Source organism: Ruegeria sp. AI3 (genome assembly GCF_056541245.1).
On record NZ_JBQFYA010000059.1, the window covers coordinates 1 to 1,024 of the forward strand.

Here is a 1,024-nt window from a genome sequence, read left to right on the forward strand (position 1 = left end):
TGCCGATCAAAGCCACAACGCCCGCGACCGAGAAGATACGCTGCAGGTCCAAGTGGTATCGCAGAACCATGATTATGAACGGGGCCAGGATCGCGGGAAGGACGATCGGCGCAACGATCCAGTGGTTCATGCGTCTTCTCCCGGCGCATCCGTGCTGTCCTGGGCGGTCATGTCGATATGGTCATCCTTTGAGGACAGGTAGGCGCTGAGCGCGATCATCACGATCACAGCCGTCATCCCGAACGAGATCACAATGGCCGTCAGCACCAGTGCCTGGGGCAGCGGATCGGTGTATGGAACCTCTTCGTACTTGTTCAAAACCGCGGGTGCATTCAGCGCCAGACGACCGGTTGCAAACAGGAACACGTTCACCGCATAGGTGATCAGCGACAGGCCCAAAATAACCGGGAACGTGCGGCGGCGCAGGATCAGGAAAATCCCGGCAGCGGTCAGAACGCCTACGGCAGAGGCTACCAACGCTTCCATCAGGCCTGCTCCTTCTCTTTGTCTTCTTCCGGCGGATCATCCCGCAGCGGGTTGATATCCATCGGGAATTCCTGCGCCATACCTGGTTGCCACGCAAAGCGGGACAGACTGTCCAGCGCCAGCATCACCGCGCCCAAAACAGCCAGGAACACGCCTGTGTCGAACAGCAAGGCCGTTGCCCACTCGAACTCTTCCAGCGGGGGCCAGTTGATGTAGCCGAAGTCGCTGGTCAGGAACGGGCGTTCGTTGAACCATGCGCCGACACCTGTGGCGGCGGCAATCAGAACCCCCCAGCCGATCGTGCCGTGGTAGTAGAACCGCTGACGTTCAATCGCCCATGTATAGCCGCTGGCCATGTATTGCATCAGGAACGCAATTGCCACGACCAGACCGGCGATGAACCCGCCGCCCGGCTGGTTGTGCCCGCGGAAGAAGATATAGGCCCCAACCATTAGCGCGATTGGCATCATGACGCGGGTCACAACGACCATCATCAAGAGATGCGCATCGCCAGACTGCGTCCAGTGCGGTTTGCGAT

General features: G+C 59.6%; 2 protein-coding genes. Both read right to left on the reverse strand.

Annotated elements, in window-relative coordinates; all coding sequences use genetic code 11:
- Positions 1-126: 126 nt before the first annotated feature.
- Positions 127-486, reverse strand: coding sequence for a Na+/H+ antiporter subunit C (locus ACRZ95_RS22990; RefSeq protein WP_170433082.1), 360 nt, complete (start codon positions 484-486; stop codon positions 127-129).
- On the reverse strand, positions 486-1,024 hold a 539-nt coding region (locus ACRZ95_RS22995; protein WP_480555698.1), incomplete at its 5' end, for an MnhB domain-containing protein. The genes ACRZ95_RS22990 and ACRZ95_RS22995, both read right to left, overlap by 1 nt.